Genomic DNA, 17,377 nt, shown 5'->3' with positions numbered 1-17,377 from the left:
CTGGTTGGCGCGCGAACCCCGGCAGCCTGCCTGCTCAGCCCGCGCTCTGCAGCGCCAGCCCCGCGTGTTCGCGCAGCGGGTGGAAATGGATCTTCGGGAAGCGTTCCTGCGCCAGCCGCACGTCGTACGGCGAGGTGCACAGGAAGGCCAGCGTGTCGGCCGCGTCCTTGGCCATGCGCTGCGGATAGGCGTTGACGAACTCGCGCAGCTCGGCCGGCGTGTCGGCCGTGATCCAGCGCGCGCCGGTGTACTGGCAGCCCTCGAGCCGCACGTCGGCGTCGTACTCGGCCTTCAGCCGGTGCTGCACCACTTCGAACTGCAGCTGGCCGACCGCGCCCAGCAGCATCGGGCCGCCGATCTCGGGGCGGAACACCTGGATCGCGCCCTCCTCGCCGAGCTGCGCCAGGCCCTGCTGCAGCTGCTTGGTGCGCAGCGGGTTCTTGAGGATCACGGTCATGAACAGCTCGGGCGCGAAGAAGGGCAGGCCGGTGAACTGCAGGCTCGCGCCGTCGGTGATGGTGTCGCCGAGCTGCACGCCGCCATGGGTGGTGAAGCCCACGATGTCGCCCGCGTAGGCTTCCTCGACCGCCTCGCGGCGCTGGCTCATGAAGGTCACGACGCTGGTGGGGCGCAGTTCCTTGGCGGTGCGCTGCACCTTGAGCTTCATGCCCGGCGTGTACTTGCCCGAGGCCATGCGCACGAAGGCGATGCGGTCGCGGTGGTTGGCGTCCATGTTGGCCTGCACCTTGAAGACCACGCCCGCGAAGTCCTTGTCCTCGGGCTGGATCTCCTTGGTCACCGGCTGGCGGTTGACCAGCGTGGTGCTGGTGCGCGACTGCGGCGAGGGCGCGAGGTCGACCAGCGCGTCGAGCACTTCCATCACGCCGAAGTTGTTCACGCCCGAGCCGAAGAACACCGGCGTCTGCTTGCCCGCGAGGAAGGCCTCGCGGTCCCAGGTGGGCGAGGCGCCGGTGGCGAGCTCCATGCTCTCCATCGCGGTCTCGAAGTCGGCGCCGAAGCGCTTGGCGAGGGTGTCGCGCTCGCTCAAGGGGATGGTCTCGAAGTCCTGCGGCAGGCGTTCGCTGCCCGACTCGAACACCGTCATGGCCTGCGTGCGCAGGTTCATGATCCCGCGGAAGCTCTTGCCCTGGCCCACGGGCCAGGTCATCGGCACGCAGGGCATGCCGAGCTCGCGCTCCACCTCGTCGAGGATGTCGAGCGGCTCGCGCACCTCGCGGTCCATCTTGTTGACGAAGGTGATGATCGGCGTGTCGCGCTGGCGGCAGACCTCGATCAGGCGCCGCGTCTGGGCTTCCACGCCGTTGGCCGCGTCGATCACCATCAGCGCCGAGTCGACCGCCGTGAGCACTCGGTAGGTGTCTTCCGAGAAGTCCTTGTGGCCGGGCGTGTCGAGCAGGTTGATCACGTGGTCGCGGTACAGCATCTGCATCACCGACGAGGCCACCGAGATGCCGCGCTGCTTCTCGATCTCCATCCAGTCGGAGGTCGCATGGCGCGAGGCCTTGCGCGCCTTCACCGAGCCGGCGATCTGGATCGCGCCGGAGAACAGCAGCAGCTTCTCGGTCAGCGTGGTCTTGCCGGCGTCGGGGTGGGAAATGATCGCGAAGGTGCGGCGGCGGCGGGTTTCGGAGGCGAAAGACACGGTAGGGCCAGGTAGAAGGGGTCGGTCGGGCGAACCGGCGATTGTCGCAGGTCACCCCGCGGACCGCACCCCTGCCTTTCAGTTGTGCCCGTGGGGCAGCGACAGCGCGTCGTCGGCCGCGACGAAGCGCCGCGAGGCCTTCGGATCGCGAAACACCAGCGGCTGCGCCGGCGGCTCGCCCGCGTCGGCGCGGCGCACGGCCTCCAGCACCTCGCCGTGCGCGGGGCTCTTGGCGCACACCGGGTCGGCCGCCGCGGCGTCGTGCGCCAGCATGTAGGCCTGGCAGCGGCAGCCGCCGAGGTCGCGCTCCTTGTGCTCGCAGCTGCTGCAGGGTTCCTTCATCCAGCCGGTGCCGCGGTAGCGGTTGAAGCCTTCCGAGTCGCGCCAGGCGCTGCGCACGCTGGTCTCGCGCAGGTTCGGGAACGCGAGGCCCGGCAGCATGCGCGCCGTGTGGCAGGGCAGGGCGGTGCCGTCGGGCGCGACGGTCATGAACATGCTGCCCCAGCCGTTCACGCATTTCTTGGGCGCGGCCTCGTGGTAGTCGGGCGCCACGAAGAAGATCCGCATGCGGCCGTCGAGCTTGCGGCGCCAGGCTTCGGTGGCGGCCTCGGCCTTGCGCATCTGCTCGCGCGTGGGCAGCAGGTGGGCGCGGTTCTCGCGCGCCCAGGCGTAGTACTGGGTGTTGGCGAGCTCGAGGTACTCGGCGCCCATGGCCTCGGCCATCTCCACGATGCGGTCGATGTGGTCGATGTTGAGCCGGTGGATCACCACGTTGAGCACCATCGGCCAGCCGTTGGCCTTGATCAGGCCGGCCACCTTCCGCTTGAGGTCGAAGGTCTTCGTGTGCGAGAGGAAGTCGTTCATCTCGCGCGTGGAGTCCTGGAACGAGAGCTGCACGTGGTCCAGGCCCGCGGCCTTGAGCGCCGCCGCGCGCGCCTCGCTCAGGCCCACGCCCGAGGTCAGCAGGTTGGTGTAGTAGCCCAGGCGCCGGGCCTCGGCCACCAGCACCTCGAGGTCGTCGCGCAGCAGCGGCTCGCCGCCCGAGAAGCCGCACTGCACCGCGCCCAGTTCGCGTGCCTCGCGCAGCACGCGCAGCCAGTCCTCGGTGGGCAGCTCGTCGGCATGGCCGGCGAAGTCGACCGGGTTGTAGCAGAAGGCGCAGTGCAGCGGGCAGCGGTAGGTGAGCTCGGCCAGCAGCCACAGCGGCGGACCCGGCAGCGCCGCCATCGCGTTCACTTCAGCACCACCCAGCGCTGCGCGAGCGCGATCTCGAGGAAGGCCAGCACCTCCTTGCCGAGGCCGGTGGTGTCGAAGCATTCCTCGAGGTCGAGCACGATCGCGCGCACGTCGCTTTGGCCGTCGCAGCGCTTGAGGATCTCGCCCGCGCTCTGGTTGAGCTTGACCATGCCCTCGGGGTAGAGCAGCACGTGGCAGTCCTGCGCGGGCTCCCACTGCAGCCTAAAGCCCTCGGCGATGCCGGGCCGGCTGTCGAGCGTGGGCGCGCTCATGCGGCACCTCCCTCGGCGGCCGGCGTCACGCCGTAGGCCAGCGCCATCGCATCGTTCATGGCCCAGAGGATGTCGAGCTTGAACTGCAGGATGTCGAGCGCGCGCTCCTGCTGCGCGCGCGTGGCGAAGTGCTCGAGCGTGAGCGCCAGGCCCTGCTCGACGTCGCGTCGCGCCTGGCTCACGCGGTTGCGGAAGTAGGCCAGGCCGCCGGGCTCGATCCACGGATAGTGCTCGGGCCAGCCGGCCAGCCGCTGCTTGTGGATCTCGGGCGCGAACAGCTCGGTCAGCGAGGAGCACACGGCCTCCTGCCAGGGCGCGCGGCGTGCGAAGTTCACGTAGGCATCGACCGCGAAGCGCATCGCGGGCGTCACGTGGCGCAGGTCGACGATCTCCTCGCGCGCGAGGCCGGTCGCGACGCCGAGGCCGATCCAGGCCTCGATGCCGCCGGGATCGTCGCCGCTGCCGTCGTGGTCGACGATGCGCTGCACCCAGCCGCGCCGCACCTCGCGCTCGGGGCAGTTGGAGAGGATCGCCGCGTCTTTCACCGGAATCGCGATCTGGTAGTAGAAGCGGTTCGCGGCCCAGCCGCGCACCTGCGCGGGCGTGGCGCGGCCCTCGTTGAGCATGCGGTTGAACGGATGGTGGATGTGATAGGCCTTGCCCCTGGCGCGCAGCTGCGCCTCGAACTCGGCGTGGCTCCAGGCCGGCTCGCCGCTGGGCGTGCGCGGCGGCGCGAGGGAGATGTCGATGAGGGCGATGATGGGCTCCTGGGTCCTGGCTGTCCGTTCGTCGTGCTCAGAGCACGACCTCCATGCCGTCGAAGGCGACCTCGATGCCGCGCCGGTCGAGCTCGGCGCGCTCGGGCGAGTCCTCATCGAGGATCGGGTTGGTGTTGTTGATGTGGATCAGCACCTTGCGCGTGCGCGCGGGCAGGTCGGCCAGCCATTCGAGCATGCCGCCCGGTCCCGACTGCGGCAGGTGGCCGATGCTGCGGCCGGTCTTGCGGCTGAAGCCCAGCGCGATCATCTCGTCGTCGCGCCAGAAGGTGCCGTCGACCATCACGCAGTCGGCCGCGCGCATCGCGGCATCGACCTCGGGGCTGTGCGCGCCGAGGCCCGGCGCATAGAAGGCGCTGCGGCCGCTCGCGGTGTCGGTCAGCGTGAGGCCGATGTTGTCGCCGGGCACGGGATGCTCGCGGTGCGGCGAGTAGGGCGCGGCCTTGCCGACCAGCGCGAGCGCGCGCAGCGCCAGGCCGCTCACGCCCGGCACCTCGAAGCCGCGGCCGTCGAGCGGCAGCTCGTGGTGCGCGACGCCGCAGAAATGCGAGAGCACGCGCAGGATCGGGTTGCCCTGCGTGAGGTCTTCGTACACCGGCCCGGTGCACCACAGCGGCAGCGGCGCGCCGCGCTCGCGCAGCATGTAGAGGCCGGTCGAATGGTCGACCTGCCCGTCGACCAGCACCACGCCCGCGATGCCGGTGTCGCGCGGGCCGCGTCCGGGCTGCAGCGCGGGCGTGGCCTTGATCTGTTCGAGGATGTCGGGCGAGGCGTTGACCAGCACCCAGTCGTCGCCCGTGTCGCCCTTGGCGCAGATCGAGGACTGCGTGCGCGCGCGGGCGCGCACGGTGCCCGCGCGCAGGCCGGCGCAGTTCGCGCAATTGCAGTTCCACTGCGGAAAGCCGCCACCGGCGGCGGCGCCCAGGACGCGGATGTGCATGCGGTGCGGCGCCGCGCGGCGGCGAGAGAGAAGGGGGAGGGGAAAGCGAAACCGGCACGGACCGCCGAAGCGGGCCGTGCCGGAAAGGGCGTGGCGCTCAGCGCGCCGCCACGTACATCGTGATCTCGAAGCCGAAGCGGAAGTCGGTGGCTTGAGGGGTGGTCCAGGTCATGAAGTCTCCTTGAGGAATTCCATTCGCAGGCGAAGGCCGATGGGCGCCTTCGGAAGCGGCGAAAGCGCGCTCCGCGGACAGCATACCCAGTTTGAGGGGGGTGCGCAGCGTGGTTGCAGTACCCGTCGCGGCGTGGGCGCGGTCCGACGGCGTAGCATCGCCTGCATGCTGGAGGTACTTGGTTCTACATGCGATGGCGCGGGGCGACTCGACGTGGGCGATGGCCATCGGCTGCACTGGGAGAGCGCCGGTGCAGCCGACGGACGCGCTGCGCTCGTGCTGCATGGCGGGCCCGGTTCGGGCGGCTCGCCGGCGCTCGCGCGCGGCTTCGATCCACAGCGCTATCGCGTGGTCGCCTTCGACCAGCGCGGCGCGGGACGCAGCACGCCGCGCGGCGAGACGCGCCACAACCGCACCGAGCTGCTGATCGCCGACATCGAGGCACTGCGGCACCACCTGGGCATCGAGCGCTGGCTGGTGGTCGGCGGTTCGTGGGGCGCGACGCTGGCGCTGGCCTATGCGGCGCGCCATCCCGAAGCGGTCGACGGGCTGCTGCTGCGCGGACTGTTCGTGCCGAGCGCATCGGAGTTGCATTGGAGCTTCGAGGGCGCGCGCGCGACCCATGCCGAAGCAGGGTCGCGGCTGGCCGGCGCGGTCTCGCTGGCCGGGGGCGCGCCGTTGCTGCCCGCGTTGTGTCGCGTGTTCGCGGGCGATGACATCGCAAGGCAATCGCGCGCGACGCTCGCCTGGCTGGCCTGGGAGCATGCGCAGGGCGGCCAGTCCGGCGCCGCGCCCGAGCCGCAAGGCGATGCGCTGCAACGCGCGATCGATCGCTACAAGGTGATGGCGCACTACCTCGCGCACCGCTGCTGGCTCGCGGACGGCGACGCGGTGAGGTGGGGCGCGCTCGACGCGCTGCGCGACCACCCGGTGCTGTTCCTGCACGGTGAACTCGACCGGACCTGTCGCCCGGCCGCCGCTCGAGCCGTACAGCGCCTGCTGCCCGCGAGCCGCTTCGAAACCGTGCCCGGCGCGGGTCACGATCCCTTCCATCCCGCGATGGCGCAACGCATGGCGCGCGCGCTCGATGCCTTCGCGGCACGAGGCCGCTTCGACCCACCCGTTCAGAACGCCTCGGTCACCCCGTAGGCCCGCATCTGCGCCTCGACCTGCGCGACGTCCTGGCACAGCACGACGAGATCGTGCGCGCGGCCCTCGCGGTCCTTCACGTGCTTGCTCAGCAGCGCCTCGGGCCGGAAGCCCAGCGCCTGGAACACCGCGATCGCGCCGCGCTGGTCCACGGTCATCTGCGCCACCACTTTCTCATGGCCCTGTTCCATCGCGAGCGCGCAGCCCTCCTGCGCGAGCTGCTGGCCCAGGCCGCTGCCGCGCAGCGCAGGCTCGACCAGCACGCGCAGCTCGGCCACGTGGCGCGACCACGAATGCGGATCGCGGATCACCGCTGCGCAGCCCAGCACCTTGTCGTCGCGCACCGCGAGCACGCTGTCGATGTCGCCGCGCGCGATGGCCCGCACCCAGGCGTCCATCACCTTGGGCTGCGTGATGTCGCGCGGCAGGAACAGCAGGTCGTGCGCGGGCAGCGCCTGCGCGAAGGCCAGCACCGCGCCGGCATCGGCGGCGTCCATGCGGCGCAGCGCGATCTCGCCGTCGGCATGCGGCAGCGTGCGCGGATAGAGCCGGGTCGAACCCGGGTTCGTCGAGGTGTCTGCGGCATTCGTCATGTGGATCGCACTCCCAGCCATTCGTCGAGCTTCGGCCACAGCCGGCGCACCGCGTTCGGTCCCGCGGCCAGGCTCACATGGCCGCCCTTGAGCACCACCTCCTCCTTGTCCGCCGATCCGATGCCCGCGATCAGCGGCGCGCCCGCCTCATAGGGAACGATGTGGTCGTGCTGCGCGAGCGCATGCAGCACCGGCACCTCGATGTCGGCGAGGCGTACCGGCCGCCCGCCGATCGAGAGCTCGCCTTTCAGCAGCTTGTTGCCCCACATCAGCTCCTTCACGGTCTGGCGGAAGTACTCTCCCGCCAGCGGCAGCATCTCGGCGCCCCAGCGGTCGAACATGCGGTAGGACTTGACGAACTCGTCGTTCGCCATGTTGTCCCACAGCTGCACCAGGCCCGCGCCGCGGCCCGCGGGGCGCAGCATGTCGAAGGAGGCGAACAGCATCTCGGGCGGCACGTTTCCCACGCTGTCGACCAGCCGGTCGACGTCGAAGTAGCGCTGGTCGGACCAGGCATGGAACATCGTCATGCGGCTGAAGTCGATCGGCGTGGTGAACAGCGCGAGGTTCTTCAGCGGCCCGCCGGGATGCAGCGCGGCATAGAGCGTGGAGAGCACGCCGCCCATGCAGTAGCCGACGATGCTCACGTCCTCCTCGCCCGAGCGCTGCTGCACGCGGCGGATCGAGTCGGGGATGAAGTCGAGCACGTAGTCCTCGATGCGCAGCCGCTTCTCCTGCGGCCGCGGCGCATTCCAGTCCATCATGTAGACGTCGTAGCCCTGCTTGAGCAGGTGCTCGACCATGCTCTGGCCCGGCGCGAGGTCGAGGATGTAGCCCTTGTTGGTGGTGGCCATCACGATCAGCACCGGCACGCGGTAGATCTCGTCGACCATCGGCCGGTAGTGGTAGAGGCTCAGCGTGCCGCGGCGGTGGATCTCGTCCTTGGGCGTGAGCCCGACCGCGGGCGTGGCGCTGGTCAGGAACTCCAGGCCCTTGATGTTGCGCTGGATGGTGCGCTCGATCTCGGCGCGCAGGTCGGGCAGCACCGGCAGCTCGGCGGCGGGCGTGCTCATGGGCGCGGGCGGCGGGTGCGGGCCGGGGCCTTCTTCGCGGGTGCTGGCGGCGCGGCCGCCATCGAGGGTGGCTGTTTCGTGCGCCGCGGTGCCGCGGGCCGCGGTTGCGGCGCCGTACCGCCCTCCTCGAGCTGTCGCGCGATCCGCGCCAGATGGTCGTCGATGTGCTGCAGCTGCTCGGACAGCGCCTGCAGGTCGGCGCGCGTGGGCAGGTTCAGCATCGTGAGCAGCCGCGCCATCAGGTCGGCCAGCGCCTTCTGCGCGCCCAGCGAGGCATTCATGCCGCCGTGCATGCCCTGCCGGAACGGATCGGAGGCCATGGCCTCGTTGGCGAACGCGTTGGTGCTCTTTTCCCATTGCGCGCTGAGCTCGCGCCAGATCGCCATGGGGTCGAGGGGAGAGGAGGACTGGGTCATGGCCGCACACCGGGTTCGTCGTCGGGAGGCCGCGCCGTGCGCCGGCGCGGTGCCTGGGCCGCGCGCTACTTGCGCTGCAGCATCTTCGTGACCTCGTCGACGTTCGACTGGATGCGCTGGCGCACCACCTCGAAGGCATCGGCCTGCGACTTGGCCGCGAGGTTGGCGAGCTCCTTGATGTCGTCGACCGCGCGCTGGAACGACTGGCGGCCGAGCGCGTCAAGCTTGGCGAGGCTTTCCTTCGGGTCCTTGCCGGGGATGTCCTTGGCGGCGGCCTGCCAGTCGGTGATCGCGCTCTTGATCATCTCGGTCTGGCGCTGCACCACGGTCTGCAGGCCCTGGAACGACTTCTCGTTGGCCTGCATCAGCGCCTGCAGGTCCTTGCGGCCGCTGTCGAGCAGCTTGCTCGCGCCGTCGGTCATGTTGAGGTTCTGCAGCCGCTCGGCCATGCCCTTGAGCGGGTTGAGCATGTCGGCCGCGCTCGGAGTCGCCTTTTTCGCGGCGCTTCCGCTGCTGCTGGCAGTGGTCTTCTTGGCGGCGGCTTTCTTGGCAGTGGCCATGGTGCGGAATCTCCTGAGGACGTTGGACAAGATGGTGGCGGGACCGGCCGCGCACGCGCGCGGTCCGCCGCCACGATACGCCGCGGCGACCCTGCCGCGGCGGTCGCGGCCGCGGATTTGCCTGGGGGATTTCCCGAAGGGATGGTGTGCGCCGCGGCGCCGGCGATCGATGCGGTGTCGCCGGGTAGCGGCAACGGCTTACATCGGCGGCGTGAAGCCGTCGCGCCCGGCCACCACGCGCAGCGCGGTCGGCGTGCCGTTGCGCTCCTGCGCATTGACCAGCACCTTGGCGCCCGGCACCAGCAGCGCCTCGGTGCCGGGGCGGAAGGTCACGACCGGCACGTCGCGCGGCACGATCACGGTCTTCTCGCCGCCCTTGTAGGTCAGGCGCAGCTGCTGTCCGCCGCGCACCGAGCGCGGCGCGGCCGCGAGGTCGGCCACGGTCGCGTTGGTCATGGTGCTCCGCGGCTGCAGGTCCCACGGATAGTGGCCCTCGCCGCTGCCGCGCGCGGCCTCGGGGAACACCAGCACCTCGAGCGCCTTCTGGGTGCCGTCGGGCTGCGGCATCGCGGCGGTGCCGACGAAGCTGCCCTTCCTGATGTCGGACAGCTTGATGCGGTAGACCTCCGACAGCGGCATGTCCGCGGGCCGCGCGAGGCTCACGACCTCGCCGTCGCGGTCCTTGACGACGAGCTTCTTCGCATCGGCGTAGACCAGCGTGCCGCGCACGCGCACCACCGGTTGCGTGGCCGAAGCCTGCTGTGCGAGGGACAGGCCCGGCAAGGTGGCGAGGCCGAGCAGGGCCGCCGTGCAGAGCGCACGGCGCGCGGTGGGGGACGGGGGCGCGGACAGGCGGGATGAGGGCATCGGAGGGCTTTCGCTGAAAAGGAAAAGAAGGCAAGCCGCGTTGTACGCCCCGACTCTGAGCCCTGCATGACGCGGGGTGCCGGCGCCTCCGCGCGTTCCGTGATGTGGGAAGCCCCGGCCGTTGGCGCCCGTGTCCGGCACGTCTACAATCCGCCGCTTCCGAGGAGCGTTGCAGCGCCGCCAGGCGTGAGGCTCGGACCCATCGCAACCACGCTCATCCGCTGTTCTCGCGGTGAGTCTTTTCCCCCGATCGCAGTGGCCTCGTTCAAACACAGTTCTGGAGTTCACTTCACATGAGCGCTGTTCTCAAGCCCACCCCTGTTTCGTCCGCCGACCAGGCGATCGCCGACCTTTCGCTCGCCGCCTGGGGCCGCAAGGAAATCCGCATCGCCGAAACCGAGATGCCCGGCCTGATGGCCATCCGCGAGGAATTCGCCAAGAGCCAGCCGCTCAAGGGCGCGCGCATCACCGGCTCGCTGCACATGACGATCCAGACCGCGGTGCTGATCGAGACGCTGCAGGCCCTCGGCGCGCAGGTGCGCTGGGCCTCGTGCAACATCTTCTCGACGCAGGACCACGCGGCCGCCGCGATCGCCGCGTCGGGCACGCCGGTGTTCGCGATCAAGGGCGAGTCGCTCAAGGACTACTGGGACTACACCCACGCCATCTTCGATTTCGGTCCCAAGGACTCGAAGGGCGAAGGCCCCAACATGATCCTCGACGACGGCGGCGATGCCACGCTGCTGATGCACCTGGGCCAGCGCGCCGAGAAGGACCTGGGCGTGATCGCCAACCCGGGCAGCGAGGAGGAGCGCATTCTCTTCGCCGCGATCAAGGCCAAGCTGGCCGTCGATGCCACCTGGTACACGCGCAAGTCGGCCGAGATCATCGGCGTGACCGAAGAGACGACCACCGGGGTGCACCGCCTCAACGAGATGAGCGCCAAGGGCACGCTGCTGTTCCGCGCCATCAACGTCAACGACTCGGTCACCAAGAGCAAGTTCGACAACCTCTACGGTTGCCGCGAATCGCTGGTCGACGGCATCAAGCGCGCGACCGACGTGATGATCGCCGGCAAGGTGGCCTGCGTGGCCGGCTACGGCGACGTGGGCAAGGGCTCGGCCCAGGCGCTGCGCGCGCTGTCGGCGCAGGTGTGGGTCACCGAGATCGACCCGATCAACGCGCTGCAGGCCGCGATGGAAGGCTACAAGGTCGTGACGATGGAGTACGCGGCCGACAAGGCCGACATCTTCGTGACGACCACCGGCAACAAGGACGTGATCCGCCACGAGCACATGGCCGCCATGAAGGACCAGGCCATCGTCTGCAACATCGGCCACTTCGACAACGAGATCGACGTCGCGTCGATCGAGAAGTACGAATGGGAAGAGATCAAGCCGCAGGTCGACCACATCACCTTCCCCGACGGCAAGAAGATCATCCTGCTGGCCAAGGGCCGCCTGGTGAACCTGGGCTGCGGCACGGGCCACCCGAGCTTCGTGATGTCCTCGTCGTTCGCGAACCAGACCATCGCGCAGATCGAGCTGTTCACCAAGCCCGACGCCTACCAGGCCGGCAAGGTCTACGTGCTGCCCAAGCACCTCGACGAGAAGGTCGCGCGCCTGCACCTGAAGAAGGTCGGCGCCATGCTCACCGAGCTGACCGACGCCCAGGCCGCCTACATCGGCGTGAGCAAGAACGGCCCCTACAAGCCGGACACCTACCGCTACTGATCGCGGCGCATGCGAGCCGACCAGTTGCTGGTGGAACGCGGCCTCGCCGCCTCGCGCTCGCAGGCCGTGCGGCTCATCGCCGGCGGCATGCGCTGGCGCGATGCGGGCTCGACCGATGCGTGGCGTTCGGTCGCGAAGAACCGCGACGAGGTGCCCGAGTCGGCCGAGCTCGAGCTCGACGACGCGGCCGAGGCGCGCTATGTCTCGCGCGGCGGGCTCAAGCTCGAAGGCGCGCTCGAGGCCAGCGGCGTCGATGCCGCCGGCAAGCTGTGCCTCGACGTGGGCCAGTCGACCGGCGGCTTCACCGACTGCCTGCTGCAGCGCGGCGCCGCCCGGGTGGTGGGCGTCGACGTCGGCCACGGGCAGCTGCATGCGAAGCTGCGCGAGGACGAGCGCGTGGTCGCCATCGAAGGCGTCAATGCGCGCGCGCTCTCGGCCGACGACCTGCGGGAAGAGGGCGAGGAGCCCTTCGCCGAGCGCTTCGACCTGATCGTCGGCGACCTGTCCTTCATCTCGCTCACGCTGGTGTTGCCGGCCGTGGTGCAGTTCCTCGCGGACGACGGGCAACTGCTGATGCTGGTCAAGCCGCAGTTCGAACTGCAGCCGGGCCAGGTCGGCAAGGGCGGCATCGTGCGCGACGCGGCGATGTACGAGATCGTCGAGAAGCGCCTGCGCGATGCCTGCGCCGCGCTCGAGCTGCGCGTGCTGCGCTGGTTCGACAGCCCGATCGCCGGCGGCGACGGCAACCGCGAGTTTTTCATTCACGCCGTGCGCGCGACGGGCGCGGGCGGTTCCTAAGGAGACGCAGGTGCGCCTTCCGCTGAGTTTCGAATTCTTCCCGACCAAGACGCCCGAAGGCGCGGTCAAGCTGCGCGCGGCGCGCCAGCAGCTCTATGCGCGCAAGCCCGAGTTCTGCTCGGTCACCTACGGTGCGGGCGGCTCCACCCACCAGGGCACCTTCGGCGCGGTGCAGGAGATCCTGTCCGAGGGCGTGGACGCGGCCAGCCATTTCTCGTGCATCGGCGCCACGCGCAAGACGGTGCGCGCGCAGCTCGCCGAGCTCAAGGCCATGGGCGTGAAGCGCCTGGTGGCGCTGCGCGGCGACCTGCCCAGCGGCTACGGCGCGGGCGGCGAGTTCCAGTACGCGAGCGACCTCGTGGCCTTCATCCGCGCGGAGACCGGCCGCGACTTCCACATCGAGGTGGCCTGCTATCCCGAGGTGCATCCGCAGGCGCGTTCGCCCGAGGCCGACCTGCAGGCCTTCGCGGCCAAGGTGAAGGCCGGCGCCGATTCGGCGATCACGCAGTACTTCTTCAGCGCCGACGCCTACTTCCGCTTCGTCGACGAGGCGCGCGCGCTCGGCATCGACACGCCGATCGTGCCCGGCATCATGCCGATCACCAGCTCGACGCAGCTGATGCGTTTCTCGGACGCCTGCGGTGCCGAGATCCCGCGCTGGATCCGGCTGCGGCTGCAGGCCTTCGGCGACGACACGGCCTCGATCAAGGCCTTCGGCCTCGATGTCGTGACCGACCTGTGCGCGCGGCTGCGCGAGGGCGGCGTGCCGGCGCTGCACTTCTACACGATGAACCAGTCGGCGGCCACGCTGGCTGTCCTGGAGCGCCTGGATTGAGAGGGGCGGCGCGGGCGCCTGGCTCGCTGCGCGGGGCGCTTCGCGCCGCGCTCGTGGCCTGCACCTGCGCGCTCGCTGGCTGCGCCATGCCGCCGGCGACCGAGGGCGGCGCGGCGCCGGACACCGTGGCGCAGGAGAGCCTGTCGCCGATCCCGCGCCAGATGACCGTGCCACCCGGCGCCGAGCCGCGTTCGAACGTGCCCTCGGTGCGCTACGACCTCGCGGTGACCGGCCCCGATGAACTTCCCGCCGACGGCCTGCCGGGCGACGAGCCGCGCGGGGAGGTGTTCGAGCGCGGCGGCGCCTCCTGGTACGGCATCCAGTTCCACCAGCGCCGCACCGCCAGCGGCGAGCGCTTCGACATGGGCGCCCTGACGGCCGCGCACAAGACCCTGCCCTTCAACACGCGCGTGTGCGTGCGCAGCCTCGTCAACGGCAAGGAAGTGCTGGTGCGCGTGAACGACCGCGGCCCCTACACCCAGGGCCGCGTGATCGACCTGAGCCGCGCCGCGGCCGACCGCATCGGGCTCGCGAGCCTGGGCATCAAGCAGGTGGCGCTGACCGTCATCGACCGCGAGGGCATGCGTTGCGACGGCGAGCTCGCGGAGCCGGGCGAGGCCGACGCGCCGTCGCTCGAGGTGGCGCCGGTGCGGCCGCCGCAGGCCCGGCCCGCGGCAACGCGCAAGGCGCCGGTACGCCGCGCGCCGGCACGGCGGCGCTGAGCGGATCAGCCCGCGGCGTCGATCGTGAAGCCCGCGTTGCGGTCCTGCCCCAGCTTCTGCACCAGCTGCGGCAGCGCCGCTTCGAGCAGCGGCTTGAGCGTGTAGGGTGGATTGATCAGGAACATGCCGCTGGCCGGCAGGCCCGGGCGGCGCGTTTCGCCGCTGGGCGCGGTCGTGATCTTGCTCGACTTGACCGTCAGCGTGACGTTGAGCGAGGACTTGCCGGCCTTGGTGGCCATGGTCTTGAGCCGGCGCGGCAGGTCGTGCGCCTCGGGCCGCGGAATGATCGGATACCAGACCGCGTAGGTGCCGGTGGCGAAGCGCTTGAGCGCCTCGGCCATGAAGTCGAGCACCCGGCCGTAGTCGGTCTTGAGCTCGTAGCTCGGGTCCATCAGCACCAGCGCGCGCCGCGAGGGCGGCGGCAGGAACTTGGTGGCGCTGCCGAAGCCGTCCTCGTGCAGCACGGCGATCTGGCGGCCGGCCTCGAGCTGCGCGATGTTGGCCGTGAGCGTGCGGCTGTCGGTGGGATGCAGCTCGAACAGCTTGAGCCGGTCGTGGTCGCGCAGCAGGTGCTGCACGATGAACGGCGAGCCGGGGTAGACGCGGGCGCCGCCCTTGGCATTGAAGTCGTGGATCACCTCGAGGTAGCGCGCGAGCGCGTCGGCCAGCGGGGCCTCGGCTTCCTGGGCGGCCTTCCTGGCGGGGGCGCCCGCCGCGGGAGTCGGCGCGGGCGTGGCCTTGGGGTCGGCGACCAGGCGCAGCACGCCCTCGGCGGCCTCGCCGCTGGTGCCCGCGTAATCGCCATCGAGCCGGTACAGGCCCGCGCCCGCGTGGGTGTCGACCACCGTCAGGGCGGTCTCCTTTTCGAGCATGTGATCGAGCGTGGCGATCAGCACCAGGTGCTTGAGCACGTCGGCGTGATTGCCGGCATGGAAGGCGTGGCGGTAGCTGAACATGAGAAGAAATACCTAAAAGGTGGAGGCATGCATCCGGCGGGATCGCTAGACTCGCGCGCCGGAAACATTAATTAACAAGAGGGACGCCAATGCGTGGAGCAGGGTGGAGATTCTGGGGCCTGTGCGTGGGTGCGGGCGTTTTGTCCATTTTGACGGGGTGTGCGTCGGTGACGCACGGCACCCAGCAGAGCGTGAAGATCGAGACGCTGACGGAGGCCGGAAAGACCGTCGAGGGTGCCAAATGCACGCTCACGAACGACCGCAACGGTATCGTGATGCGCTCGGGCGAAAGCGTCTCGGTGCGCCGTTCGGGCGCGCTGCTGAACATCGAATGCACGCAGCCGGGCCTGGCGCCGGCCACGGGGCAGGCGATTTCGCGCGTCAACACGGGCATGGTGGGCAACATCCTGATCGGCGGCGTGCTGGGCGCGGCCATCGATTCGGGCACCGGCGCCGGTTTCAACTACCCGAGCTGGATGCAGCTGGTGTTCGGCGAGGTGCGCAGCTTCGACCGCAGCGGCCAGACCGGCGACCAGGCGCTGGCGGGCACCCGCATCGGCGAGACCAAGCTGGCGGCGCCCTCCGTCGTGCCGCCGCCGCCCACGGCCATCGCGGTGACGCCACCGCCCCAGGTCGCGCCCGCACCCGCGCCTGCACCGACACCGCCGGTGGCCGCCGTGCCGCCACCGGCGCCGCGCGCCGTCGGCGCGCGCGTTTCGATGGACGATCTCGGCGCGCTGCTTCCCGCCAAGCCATGAGGACTCGCGTTCTCTGCCTGGCGGCACTGCTGGCCGCCGGCCCCGCCGCGGCGCTCGAGCCCGACGTGCTGTTCGCCAAGGTGTCGGGCAGCGTCTGGGCCATCCGCACCTTCGACGCCCAGTCCCGGCCGCTCAGCGCCGGCAGCGCGGTCGTGATCGCGCCCGGCCGGCTCGTGACCAACTGCCACGTGCTGGCCAAGGCCAGCAGCTTCGTCGTGCGCCAGGAGAACGTGGCCTACGGCGCCACTCTCGAGTACCCCGATCCGCAGCGCGACCTGTGCCAGGTCAAGGTGGCGAACTTCACCGCGCCGCCGGTGGCGCTGGCGCCCGCGGGCAGCGCGCGCGTGGGCCAGCGCGTCTATGCCATCGGCAATCCGCGCGGCCTTGAGAACACGCTCAGCGACGGCATCCTGTCGGGCCTGCGCGGCGAAGAGGGCGAGCGCCTGCTGCAGACCACCGCGGCCATCGCACCGGGCTCGAGCGGCGGCGGGCTGTTCGACAGCGAAGGCCGGCTGCTGGGTATCACGACCTTTGCCGCCAAGGACGGCGGCAGCCTGAATTTCGCAGTGCCGGCGGAATGGCTGGCCGAGCTGCCGGCGCGCGCGAAGACCGCGCTGGAAGCACGCACCAGCGGCGCCGACGGCAACGGCCGCGGCGCGCCCGCAGCCGGCCGTCCGGGGGCGCCACGGCTCGGCGAGGTGTTCGAATACGTGCTGATCGACGGCCTCACGGGCGTGCGGACGCCGGTGCGCTATCGGGTCGACCGGATCGAGGGCGAGAACGTCTATTTCAACCAGGGCGGGCGGGTCGAGAAGGCCGATGGCCAACTGGTGTCGGCGACCTCGCCGGCCGGCGGGCTGTTCGACGCCGCCTCGCCGCCCGGAGGCTGGACTCGTCCCGCGATGACGCCGGGCATGCGCTGGCGCAGCGAGTACACCTCGGCCTCCAGCGGGGAGAAGGCACGCTACGAGCTCGATGCCACGGTGATCGGCACGAGCCGCATGACCGTCGACGGCGAGGCGCTGAATGTGCAGCAGATCGCCTACGAGGGCTGGATGTTCGCGCTGGTGGGCACCGGACCCGCGCAGGCGCTGCCCTTCAAGGCGACGGCCTCCTATGCGCCCGACATGGGCCGGGTGGTCCGTTTCGAGGCCGAATACCGCCGCGCCTACCTCGGCATGACGCGCGAGACGCTGGAGCTGGTGCGGGTCTGGCGCTGAGCCCGGAGCGGGCGTTTCGGGGGCTCGAGGCCGCGGCGATCCGGAAAATTGCCCGCCAACCTCGATTCTTCGTATAATCGCGGGCTTCGCAGCGTTTTTGTGGCCCCGCGGCGAAGACATTTCACCACCTAAGAGATTCCCACCAGAGGAAAACCGACCGTGGAAAAGGGCCCGCCAAACCCTCTTTCGAAAAGAGAAATCTCATGACCACGTTCAGCGCAAAACCCGCTGACGTGAAGCACGAGTGGTTTGTGATTGACGCGACCGACAAGGTCCTCGGACGGGTAGCCAGCGAAGTTGCCCTCCGTCTGCGCGGCAAGCACAAGGCCATTTATACGCCTCACGTCGATACCGGTGACTTCATCGTCATCATCAATGCAGCCCAGCTGCGCGTCACCGGCGCCAAGTCCATCGACAAGGTGTACTACCGTCACTCGGGCTACCCGGGCGGCATCACGGCGACGAACTTCCGCGACATGCAGTCGAAGCACCCCGGCCGCGCGCTGGAGAAGGCCGTCAAGGGCATGCTGCCCAAGGGTCCGCTCGGCTACGCCATGATCAAGAAACTCAAGGTGTACGGCGGTGCAGAGCATCCGCACACCGCCCAACAGCCCAAAGTGCTGGAACTGTAAGGAGCC

20 protein-coding genes and 1 riboswitch are annotated in these 17,377 nt (G+C 70.1%); of the genes, 8 read left to right on the top strand and 12 right to left on the bottom strand.

Features of this window, described 5'->3' with window-relative positions; all coding sequences use genetic code 11:
• Positions 1–34 precede the first annotated feature (34 nt).
• From AC1HIL_RS00485 to pqqA, 6 genes are all read right to left on the bottom strand, one after another.
• A complete protein-coding gene (locus tag AC1HIL_RS00485) occupies positions 35–1,663 on the bottom strand; it encodes a peptide chain release factor 3 (RefSeq protein ID WP_261211605.1) in 1,629 nt (542 codons plus the stop codon).
• A 78-nt stretch (positions 1,664–1,741) separates the two neighbouring features.
• Positions 1,742–2,890 (bottom strand): pyrroloquinoline quinone biosynthesis protein PqqE, encoded by a 1,149-nt coding sequence (pqqE, locus tag AC1HIL_RS00480; RefSeq protein ID WP_479670901.1) that lies wholly within the window; start codon positions 2,888–2,890, stop codon positions 1,742–1,744.
• Between the two features lie 5 nt (positions 2,891–2,895).
• The gene (pqqD, locus tag AC1HIL_RS00475; RefSeq protein WP_057590745.1) at positions 2,896–3,171 is read right to left on the bottom strand and encodes a pyrroloquinoline quinone biosynthesis peptide chaperone PqqD; all 276 of its coding nucleotides are present in this window, start codon (positions 3,169–3,171) and stop codon (positions 2,896–2,898) included.
• A complete protein-coding gene (gene pqqC / locus AC1HIL_RS00470) occupies positions 3,168–4,046 on the bottom strand; it encodes a pyrroloquinoline-quinone synthase PqqC (protein ID WP_479670900.1) in 879 nt (292 codons plus the stop codon). Before pqqC ends, pqqD begins: the two co-directional genes overlap by 4 nt.
• On the bottom strand, positions 3,967–4,887 hold the full coding sequence (gene pqqB / locus AC1HIL_RS00465; RefSeq protein WP_261211601.1) for a pyrroloquinoline quinone biosynthesis protein PqqB: 921 nt from the start codon (positions 4,885–4,887) through the stop codon (positions 3,967–3,969). Before pqqB ends, pqqC begins: the two co-directional genes overlap by 80 nt.
• Positions 4,888–4,984: 97 nt before the next feature.
• On the bottom strand, positions 4,985–5,287 hold the full coding sequence (gene pqqA / locus AC1HIL_RS00460) for a pyrroloquinoline quinone precursor peptide PqqA (protein WP_479670899.1): 303 nt from the start codon (positions 5,285–5,287) through the stop codon (positions 4,985–4,987).
• Between pqqA and AC1HIL_RS00455 the strand changes: the two genes are divergently transcribed.
• The gene (locus AC1HIL_RS00455) at positions 5,273–6,208 is read left to right on the top strand and encodes an alpha/beta fold hydrolase (RefSeq protein WP_479670898.1); all 936 of its coding nucleotides are present in this window, start codon (positions 5,273–5,275) and stop codon (positions 6,206–6,208) included. The genes pqqA and AC1HIL_RS00455 overlap by 15 nt on opposite strands.
• Here the strand turns inward: AC1HIL_RS00455 and AC1HIL_RS00450 are convergent.
• From AC1HIL_RS00450 to AC1HIL_RS00430, 5 genes are all read right to left on the bottom strand, one after another.
• Positions 6,184–6,801, bottom strand: a complete 618-nt coding sequence (locus AC1HIL_RS00450; RefSeq protein WP_261211597.1) for a GNAT family N-acetyltransferase — start codon at positions 6,799–6,801, stop codon at positions 6,184–6,186. The two genes, AC1HIL_RS00455 and AC1HIL_RS00450, sit on opposite strands and share 25 nt — an antisense overlap.
• On the bottom strand, positions 6,798–7,874 hold the full coding sequence (locus AC1HIL_RS00445; protein ID WP_261211595.1) for an alpha/beta fold hydrolase: 1,077 nt from the start codon (positions 7,872–7,874) through the stop codon (positions 6,798–6,800). Before AC1HIL_RS00445 ends, AC1HIL_RS00450 begins: the two co-directional genes overlap by 4 nt.
• Positions 7,871–8,290 (bottom strand): hypothetical protein, encoded by a 420-nt coding sequence (locus AC1HIL_RS00440; RefSeq protein WP_057590751.1) that lies wholly within the window; start codon positions 8,288–8,290, stop codon positions 7,871–7,873. The genes AC1HIL_RS00445 and AC1HIL_RS00440 overlap by 4 nt, the downstream gene beginning before the upstream one ends.
• Before the next feature lie 65 nt (positions 8,291–8,355).
• Positions 8,356–8,850, bottom strand: coding sequence for a TIGR01841 family phasin (gene phaP / locus AC1HIL_RS00435; protein WP_057590752.1), 495 nt, complete (start codon positions 8,848–8,850; stop codon positions 8,356–8,358).
• 198 nt (positions 8,851–9,048) lie between these two features.
• Positions 9,049–9,717 carry a hypothetical protein gene (locus AC1HIL_RS00430; protein ID WP_261211591.1) on the bottom strand — a complete coding sequence of 223 codons (669 nt, stop codon included), beginning with the start codon at positions 9,715–9,717 and terminating at the stop codon, positions 9,049–9,051.
• A gap of 155 nt (positions 9,718–9,872) precedes the next feature.
• Positions 9,873–9,940: riboswitch (S-adenosyl-L-homocysteine riboswitch) on the top strand.
• Positions 9,941–10,010: 70 nt separating this feature from the next.
• Here AC1HIL_RS00430 and ahcY point away from each other — a divergent pair.
• The 4 genes from ahcY (at position 10,011) to AC1HIL_RS00410 (ending at position 13,805) form a co-directional block, all read left to right on the top strand.
• Positions 10,011–11,450 carry an adenosylhomocysteinase gene (gene ahcY, locus AC1HIL_RS00425; protein WP_057590754.1) on the top strand — a complete coding sequence of 480 codons (1,440 nt, stop codon included), beginning with the start codon at positions 10,011–10,013 and terminating at the stop codon, positions 11,448–11,450.
• A 9-nt stretch (positions 11,451–11,459) separates the two neighbouring features.
• Positions 11,460–12,248, top strand: a complete 789-nt coding sequence (locus AC1HIL_RS00420; protein ID WP_479670897.1) for a TlyA family RNA methyltransferase — start codon at positions 11,460–11,462, stop codon at positions 12,246–12,248.
• 10 nt (positions 12,249–12,258) lie between these two features.
• Positions 12,259–13,083, top strand: a complete 825-nt coding sequence (gene metF, locus AC1HIL_RS00415; RefSeq protein ID WP_479670896.1) for a methylenetetrahydrofolate reductase [NAD(P)H] — start codon at positions 12,259–12,261, stop codon at positions 13,081–13,083.
• An 86-nt stretch (positions 13,084–13,169) separates the two neighbouring features.
• The gene (locus AC1HIL_RS00410) at positions 13,170–13,805 is read left to right on the top strand and encodes a septal ring lytic transglycosylase RlpA family protein (RefSeq protein WP_261211588.1); all 636 of its coding nucleotides are present in this window, start codon (positions 13,170–13,172) and stop codon (positions 13,803–13,805) included.
• Between the two features lie 5 nt (positions 13,806–13,810).
• On the opposite strand, the gene AC1HIL_RS00405 is transcribed toward AC1HIL_RS00410, so the two are convergent.
• Entirely contained in the window at positions 13,811–14,761 is a 951-nt protein-coding gene (locus AC1HIL_RS00405) for a 23S rRNA (adenine(2030)-N(6))-methyltransferase RlmJ (RefSeq protein ID WP_479670895.1), read from the bottom strand.
• 167 nt (positions 14,762–14,928) lie between these two features.
• Here AC1HIL_RS00405 and AC1HIL_RS00400 point away from each other — a divergent pair, with 167 nt between their 5' ends.
• The 3 genes from AC1HIL_RS00400 to rplM all read left to right on the top strand — a co-directional run bounded on the left by AC1HIL_RS00400 (position 14,929) and on the right by rplM (position 17,371).
• Positions 14,929–15,519, top strand: a complete 591-nt coding sequence (locus tag AC1HIL_RS00400) for a hypothetical protein (RefSeq protein ID WP_261211585.1) — start codon at positions 14,929–14,931, stop codon at positions 15,517–15,519.
• Positions 15,516–16,739 carry a S1C family serine protease gene (locus AC1HIL_RS00395; protein WP_261211584.1) on the top strand — a complete coding sequence of 408 codons (1,224 nt, stop codon included), beginning with the start codon at positions 15,516–15,518 and terminating at the stop codon, positions 16,737–16,739. The genes AC1HIL_RS00400 and AC1HIL_RS00395 overlap by 4 nt, the downstream gene beginning before the upstream one ends.
• A gap of 203 nt (positions 16,740–16,942) precedes the next feature.
• Complete coding sequence (gene rplM, locus AC1HIL_RS00390; RefSeq protein ID WP_057590758.1) at positions 16,943–17,371, top strand: 50S ribosomal protein L13; 429 nt, start codon at positions 16,943–16,945, stop codon at positions 17,369–17,371.
• The last annotated feature ends 6 nt before the right edge of the window (positions 17,372–17,377 follow it).

The sequence above is a fragment of the Variovorax sp. ISS6 genome, from assembly GCF_056523145.1.
The sequence above is the reverse complement of the archived record's forward strand: the minus strand, read 5'-3'. Positions and strand labels throughout refer to the sequence as shown.